This is a genomic window from Gordonia rhizosphera NBRC 16068 (assembly GCF_000298195.1).
Lineage (GTDB): Bacteria > Actinomycetota > Actinomycetes > Mycobacteriales > Mycobacteriaceae > Gordonia > Gordonia rhizosphera.
Window position 1 is genome coordinate 1 of sequence record NZ_BAHC01000082.1, and the last position, 7,397, is coordinate 7,397.

At 67.8% G+C, this 7,397-nt stretch carries 7 protein-coding genes; all 7 read left to right on the top strand.

The features are described from left to right. Nucleotides 1-197: 197 nt before the first annotated feature. On the top strand, nucleotides 198-983 hold the full coding sequence (locus tag GORHZ_RS09855) for an electron transfer flavoprotein subunit beta/FixA family protein (RefSeq protein ID WP_006332558.1): 786 nt from the start codon (nucleotides 198-200) through the stop codon (nucleotides 981-983). Nucleotides 984-1,063: 80 nt separating this feature from the next. Then, the gene (locus tag GORHZ_RS09860) at nucleotides 1,064-2,020 is read left to right on the top strand and encodes an electron transfer flavoprotein subunit alpha/FixB family protein (protein ID WP_006332559.1); all 957 of its coding nucleotides are present in this window, start codon (nucleotides 1,064-1,066) and stop codon (nucleotides 2,018-2,020) included. Between the two features lie 175 nt (nucleotides 2,021-2,195). After that, nucleotides 2,196-3,035, top strand: a complete 840-nt coding sequence (locus GORHZ_RS09865) for a GNAT family N-acetyltransferase (protein ID WP_006332560.1) — start codon at nucleotides 2,196-2,198, stop codon at nucleotides 3,033-3,035. Further along, nucleotides 3,032-3,928 (top strand): lysophospholipid acyltransferase family protein, encoded by an 897-nt coding sequence (locus GORHZ_RS09870; RefSeq protein ID WP_006332561.1) that lies wholly within the window; start codon nucleotides 3,032-3,034, stop codon nucleotides 3,926-3,928. Before GORHZ_RS09865 ends, GORHZ_RS09870 begins: the two co-directional genes overlap by 4 nt. 90 nt (nucleotides 3,929-4,018) lie before the next feature. After that, entirely contained in the window at nucleotides 4,019-4,504 is a 486-nt protein-coding gene (locus GORHZ_RS09875; RefSeq protein ID WP_006332562.1) for a DUF4334 domain-containing protein, read from the top strand. A 6-nt stretch (nucleotides 4,505-4,510) separates the two neighbouring features. Further along, nucleotides 4,511-5,596 (top strand): NAD(P)-dependent alcohol dehydrogenase, encoded by a 1,086-nt coding sequence (locus GORHZ_RS09880; protein ID WP_006332563.1) that lies wholly within the window; start codon nucleotides 4,511-4,513, stop codon nucleotides 5,594-5,596. Nucleotides 5,597-5,809: 213 nt separating this feature from the next. Continuing rightward, nucleotides 5,810-7,264: an MFS transporter gene (locus GORHZ_RS09885; RefSeq protein ID WP_006332564.1), complete on the top strand. Its 1,455-nt coding sequence runs from the start codon at nucleotides 5,810-5,812 to the stop codon at nucleotides 7,262-7,264. Nucleotides 7,265-7,397 lie beyond the last annotated feature (133 nt).

The following is a 7,397-nucleotide window of genomic DNA, read 5'->3' on the forward strand; positions in this document are numbered from 1 at the left end:
CATCCCAGCCGCCCCGGTTCCTGCGCCGGGACCGATCCTGACCACGACGTGCGCGGCGATCGAACGATCGGGCAAGGGCGTTCTGTGAGGTAGGCGATGTTTATTGCCGGGCAGGCAGACGCTAGAGTAGGGGAGAACGAACGCAACTTACTGAGCGGTAAGGTGCCGAAACCGAGGCAGGAGGTCGACGCAGACCCATGACAAACATTGTCGTTCTGATCAAGCAGGTACCCGACACGTATTCCGAGCGGAAGCTCGCCGACGGTGACTTCACCCTGGATCGTGAGGCCGCCGACGCCGTGATCGACGAGATCAACGAGCGCGCGGTCGAGGAGGCCCTGCAGATCAAGGAAGCCGACGGCGGTGAGGTCACCGTGCTGACCGCCGGCCCCGAACGGGCGACCGAGGCCATCCGGAAGGCGCTGTCGATGGGTGCCGACAAGGCCATCCACATCAAGGACGACCTGATGCACGGTTCCGACGCGGTGCAGACCGCGTACGTGCTCGCCCGCGCGCTGGGCACCGTCGAGGGTGTCGAGCTGGTCATTGCCGGCAACGAGGCCACCGATGGCCGCGTCGGGGCGATCCCGGCGATGATCGCCGAGTATCTCGAACTCCCGCACCTCACCCACCTGCGCAAGCTGACCGTCGAGGGCGAGACCCTCAAGGGTGAGCGTGAGACCGATGACGGCATCTATCACATCGAGGCGCAGCTGCCCGCCATCGTCAGCGTGAACGAGAAGATCAACGAGCCCCGCTTCCCCTCCTTCAAGGGCATCATGGCCGCGAAGAAGAAGGAAGTCGCTGTGCTCACCCTCGCGGAGATCGACGTCGAGCCCAGTGATGTGGGTCTGGAAAACGCCGGCACCAGCGTGGTGTCGTCCACGCCGAAGCCGCCGAAGACCGCCGGTGAGCGTGTCGCCGATGAGGGTGACGGTGGCGTGAAGGTCGCCGAGTACCTGGTGTCGCAGAAGATCATCTAGCGCCCGAACTCGAGACCACACCAACCGGCCCGGACCCGCAGTGGAGTCCGGCCACCACAGACATTCAGGAGTTAATCACCATGGCAGAAGTACTAGTGCTGGTCGAGCAGGACGCCGAGGGCGGCCTGAAGAAGGTGACCAGTGAGCTCATCACCGCAGCCCGTGCCCTTGGCGCCCCGTCCGCGGTCGTCGTCGGCGAGCCCGGTTCGGCCGACGGCATCATCGACGCGCTCAAGGAGGCAGGTGCCGAGAAGATCTACGTCGCCGAGTCCGCCGACGCCGCCACGCACCTGATCAGCCCGCAGGTCGACGTGCTGTCGGCGATCGCCGAGCAGGCCACCCCGGCCGGCATCGTCGTCGCGGCGACCGCCGACGGCAAGGAGATCGCCGGACGTCTCGCGGTCCGGCTCGGCTCGGGCGTGCTCGCCGACGTCATCGAGATCAAGGACGGTGGAGTCGGTGTCCACTCGATCTTCGGTGGCGCCTTCACCGTCGATGCCCAGGCCAAGGGTGAGACCCCGGTCTTCTCGGTGCGCCCGGGCGGCGTCGAGGCCGCGCCGCAGGCCGGTGCCGGTGAGCGTGTCGACGTCGAGGTTCCGGCCACCGCCGAGAACGCGGTGAAGATCACCAAGGTCGAGCCGAACGTCGGCGGCGATCGCCCCGAGCTCACCGAGGCGTCGATCGTCGTCTCCGGTGGCCGCGGCGTCGGCAGCGCCGAGAAGTTCTCGGTCGTCGAGGAACTCGCCGATTCGCTCGGTGCCGCCGTGGGTGCCTCGCGTGCCGCGGTCGACTCCGGTTACTACCCTGGCCAGTTCCAGGTCGGCCAGACCGGCAAGACCGTGTCCCCGCAGCTCTACGTCGCCCTGGGTATCTCGGGTGCGATCCAGCATCGCGCCGGCATGCAGACCTCGAAGACCATCGTCGCGGTCAACAAGGACGAGGAAGCGCCGATCTTCGAGATCTCCGACTTCGGTGTCGTCGGCGACCTGTTCAACGTCGCCCCGCAGCTGACCGAAGAGGTCAAGAAGCGCAAGTGACCTCGATGCGCCTCGGCTGAGGCGTCGTCGAGACCCCCGATGGCCTCTGGAGTGTCCACGCGACACCCCGGAGGCCATCGGCGTTCACCAACCGGACGGGGAGTTCACCAACCCAGTACCGACACGACACACCGATGTCGCCGCCCGGTCGTTCGCCCCGGATGTCATCGGGTGCATGACAGTGACGACCTATCCGGCCGGGATCAGAAGCGTCCCGGCCGGCGCGCGGGTGCGGCCCATCCTCATCGCCGGCCCGCTCTCCGTCGAACTCACCGACGACCCGGCCGACATCGCCGCGGTCCAGCATCTCCGCTATCAGGTCTTCGCCGCGGAACCGGGGTTCTCCGACGCGATCGGCGAGCCGACGACCCAGCGCGATGCCGACCGCTACGACGAGTACTGCGAGCACCTCGTGGTTCGCCACCTCGACCACGGACTCGTCGGCTGTGCGCGACTCCTCCCGCCCGACCGCGCCACCGCGGCCGGCGGCTGGTACACCGACACCGAGTTCGATGCCGGTGAACTCGACGAGATCCGCTCGGCCACGGTGGAAATGGGGCGGGTCTGCGTCGCACCGGACCACCGTCAGGGATCGACCACCGCCTTGATGTGGGCGGCGCTGCTGCACTACCTGGAGGCAAGCGATCATCGCTATCTGATCGGCTGCGTGTCGGTGCCGCTGGGTCTGTCCGGTGCGCGCGGGTCCGTACTGCGCGGCGTACGAGATGTCGTGATGGATCGTCATCGCGCGCCGTGGCAGGCCTATCCACACGTCCGCCCGCTCGTCGACGGAAGGCTGCTCGACCACATCGGCCCACCGGCGAACCCGCCCATACCGCCGCTGATGCGGGCTTATCTCCGGATGGGCGCGCAGGTCTGCGGAGAGCCGGCCATCGACCCCGTGTTCGACGTCGGTGACTTCGTCACGGTTCTCGACCGGCTCGCCGGCAACAGCCGCTACCTCGACCGGATGCGGGCCGCGGTCGGACGCCTCGCGCCGGTGGCCAGAGCATGACCGCACTCGTCGCACCGGAATACGCTCCGTCCGCGCACGCGGAGGCCGCGTCCAGGTCCTCGGTCGCGGTGCAACACCCGTCCCGGCATGCCTGGTTCCCGTGGAGTTCGTGCGGGGACCAGTGTCGGGAGGACGACCTCGCACGGTCGGCCGGTCGGGTACTGGTCGCGGCGCGGGTGGCCCGCCTGATCATGATCACCATCGCGCTGGCGATCACCGCCCCGGTCATCCTGCTTGCTCCGCGCATCGTCCGCCGCTGGTACCTGCGCCGCGCCTCCTACCGCCTGCTCGCCGCGCTCGGGATCACGGTGCAGATCGACGACCGGCGGCCGTTCGCCGGCCGGGTCCGCGGTCTCGTCGTCGCCAACCACATCTCGTATCTGGACATCCTCGCGCTGGCCGTGATCAGCCCCGCGCACTTCGTGGCGAAATCCGAGGTGGCGCAGATACCCGTGATCTCGGGTCTGGTCCGGTGGCTGGGTGTGATCACGATCGAACGGGAATCGTTGCGCGGGCTGCCCGACACCATCGCACGGGCCGTGGACGGACTGCATCGCGACAGTTCCGTCGCGGTGTTCCCCGAGGGCACCACCCGCTGTGGCTACGAACCCGGCCGGTTTCGTCCGGCGTTCTTCCAGGCCGCCATCGACGCGGGGGTGCCGGTGACCCCCATCCGGCTCCGGTTCACCACCCCCGGCGGTGCCACGGCCACCGAGCCGAGTTTCATCGGCGACGACACACCGGCCGCCACCCTGCGCCGCGTACTGCGTATGCGCGGGCTCACCGTGCACATCAGGGTGCACGAGATCGAACTCCCCGACGCCGACCGGCGCAGTCTGGCCGCACGCTGCGAGCGAATCGTCGCGGCCCCGCCCGCGGCGGGGTGGTGGTGACAGCCTTACATATCTCATATATGTTGTATCTTCGGTCGGGGTGTGCCCCCACCGACAGATCCGACATCCCTTCCAGGAGGCATTCCCGCGATGACATCCGCACCGGCACTGACGCGCACCGAGGCACAAGAACGATTCCGCCAGCTGAGGGCGGCCACGGGGCTCGTCGACGACGCCGAACTGGATGCGGTGTGGGCAGCCCTGGAGACGATCCGTCCCGAGCAACTGTTCGGGGCGTGGAAGGGTGACGAGTTCCTCACCGGACATCCGGTCAACGGGATGCTGGAGAAGGCGCGATGGTTCGGTAAGACCTTCACCTCGCGCTCCGACGTGCAGCCACTGATGTGCCTTGACGAGGATGGAAGCCTGTACTCGAACAAGAAACTCGGCAAGGGGGAGGCGAGTCTGTGGTTGGTCGAGTTCCGCGGTGAGGTGACCGCCTCGATGGTCTACGACGGACAGGCGGTCATCGATCATTTCAAGAAGGTCGACGACAACACCGTCATGGGCATCATGAACGGCAAGGACGCCGTCATCGACGGCCGTCATCTGTACTTCCTTCTCGAGCGGGTCTGACGCCGGGTGCGCATCGAGGCAGCGGTCGTCTCCACGCCGGGCGGCCCGTTCGAGGTCGTGCCGGTCGACATCGACACCCCGCGCGACGGTGAGGTCCTCGTCCGCATTCGTGCCGTCGGCATCTGCCACACCGATCTGGGGATGAAGGCGACGTGGTCGCCGCGACGGTGCCCCCAGGTGTTCGGGCACGAGGGTGCCGGGGTGGTCGACGCCGTCGGTCCGGGCGTCACCCGCGTGTCACCTGGGCAGACGGTGTCTCTGACCTTCCGTAGCTGCGATCGGTGCGCGCAGTGCCGCAGCGGCCATCCGGCCTACTGCACCTCCGGTCTCAACACTGCCGGTCGACCGGACGGCTCACCGACCCTGACCCGCGCCGGCGCGCCCGTCCACGGCGGCTTCTTCGGCCAGAGCAGCTTCGCGACCTACGCGATCGCCCACGAGGACAACACGATTCCCGTTCCCGACACCCTACCGCCGGTGATCGCCGCGCCCCTCGGGTGCGGCGTGCAGACCGGATACGGCACCGTCACGCGAGTGCTGCGACCGCAGCCCGGCGCGACGCTGACGGTCTACGGGGCGGGCAGTGTGGGGTTGTGCGCGGTGATGGCCGCGGTGCGGGCGGGCGCCCAGGTCGTCGCCGTCGACCCGATCGCGCGTCGTCGGGACCTCGCGGAGAAGTTCGGGGCCGTCGCCACGGTCGATCCGATCGCGACCGATGACCTTGCCCGGGAGGTCGTCGCCCGACACGGCCGCGGCACCGACCACGCGATCGACACCACCGCCCGTCAGGACGTGGTGAACGCCGCGGTGGCGGCGGCCGAAACGCGCGGTGACATCGCGCTGGTCGGGATCGGTCGCAAACTGGAGTTCGACGTCATGAGCGTGCTCTACAAGGGACTGTCGATCCGCGGCGTCATCGAGGGCGATGTTGACCCGCACGACATGATCTCGGAACTGGCCGGCATGTATGAGGCCGGCCACCTCCCACTCGACGACCTGATCACCACGTACCCGTTCGCCGAGATCGAACGGGCGGCGCAGGACTCGCTGGCGGGCACCGCGATCAAGCCCGTCCTACTCGTCGGCGCCTGATCCGAGGTCGGTGGCGGGTAGGCCCCGAAGTCGACGCGTGAGCGGTGCGTGGTTGTACCGGTGTTGATGGCTGGTGTGGGGTTCTCAGGGGCGGATGCCGGTCCAAGCGGACTCCATGCCGATGCCAAGCCCCCTCGGCGACTCTTACCTTCGCATGAATCGGTGAAGGGCGATCGTCCTTCACCGATGATCACCGACCGTGAAGGAAAGACCATGACCTTGCTCGACACGACGTCCGGCGCGAAAATCGCTCCGGCTGCAACACATCCCGCGACACCGGCGTCACCGTCCGCGATCACCCGGCGGGTAACGCTCGTGGTGGTCTGTCTGGCCACCGCGATGCTGATGCTCGACATCGCCGTCGTCAACACCGCATTGCCCACGATCGCCCGTGAACTCGGTTCCGGGATGGGCGGACTCAAGTGGGTCGTCGACGGATACACCCTCGCTCTGGCGACCATCGTGCTCAGTGCCGGGGTGTGGTCCGACCGGCTTGGCCGCAAGGCTGTATTCGTTTGGGGAACAGTCGTTTTCACCATCGCCTCGTTGTTGTGCACGATGGCGGGGACCATGGAGGTGCTGATCGGCGCCCGAATTGTGCAAGGACTCGGTGCCGCACTGCTGTTCGCATCGTCGCTGGCGGTACTGGCCGACGCCTTCGACGATCTGGCCGCCCGGGCCAAGGCGCTCGCGATCTACGGCGCAACCATCGGCGCGTCTTTCGCCATCGGGCCGGTGGTGGGGGGTGTCCTGACGGAAACCCTTGACTGGCGTGCGATCTTCGCCGTGAACGTCCCGATCGGCGGCGTCATGCTCGTGGCGACGCGCTGGGTGCGAGAGTCCCGGAGCGCGAATCCCCGCCGCGGCGACTGGGCGGGGCAGATCCTGGTGATCGTGGCCCTCGCCGGTCTCGCGTACGGGCTCATCGGAGCGAACGACCGTGGTTGGTCAGATAGCGTGACCGTTGCGGCGCTGGCGATCGCGGCCGCGGCCACGGCGGCCTTCATCGTCGTCGAGCGACGCGTGGCGGAGCCGATGCTTCCGCTGAGCATGTTCTCGAACTCCTCGTTCGCAGGAGGACAGGTCGCGACCTTCGCCATCTCGGCGTCGATGTTCGCGCTCTTCGTCTACACCACGATCTACCTGCAGGGTGTTCTCGGGATGTCGGCGATCGAAGCCGGCCTCGTCTACGTACCCGGTACCGCGGTGATGCTCGTGGTGGCGGGTGCCACCGACCAGTTGGTGGGTCGCATCCCCACCTGGATTCTGCTGTCGGTGGCGCTGGTGGCGGTGGCCGTCGGACTCGCCGCGATGACGATCGGTGGGGTCGAGGGATCGGGTTGGGCCATCGCGCCGGGATTCGCTCTCTCGTGCATCGGCGCGGGCATCTTCAACCCGGTGATGAGTGGATTGGTGCTCGCCGAGAGTCACGCCGACGACGCCGGCCTGGCAGCGGGCATCAATGACGTGTTCCGCCAGTCCGGGATCGCGCTCGGCGTTGCCGCACTCGGTGCGATCTTCCCCGCGCAATCGGTGCTGGCCGGCGGATCGGCGGTGGATTTCGTGTCGAGCCTGCACGTCGCGCTGTGGGTGGGTACGGGCGTGGCCCTCGCCGGTGCAGCCGTGTGTGCGCTCACCATGCGGGGGGTCGTCGCCGCCCAGCGGTGACGCCGTGTGTGCCGCCGCCGGGTGCCGCCCCATCGACTCCTGCACCTCGACCGACTCAATGACGTGGTAATCGTCCAACACCAGGACGAGGTCATCATCGAGCGCGGCAAGGTCATTCACGAGCGAGGAGACC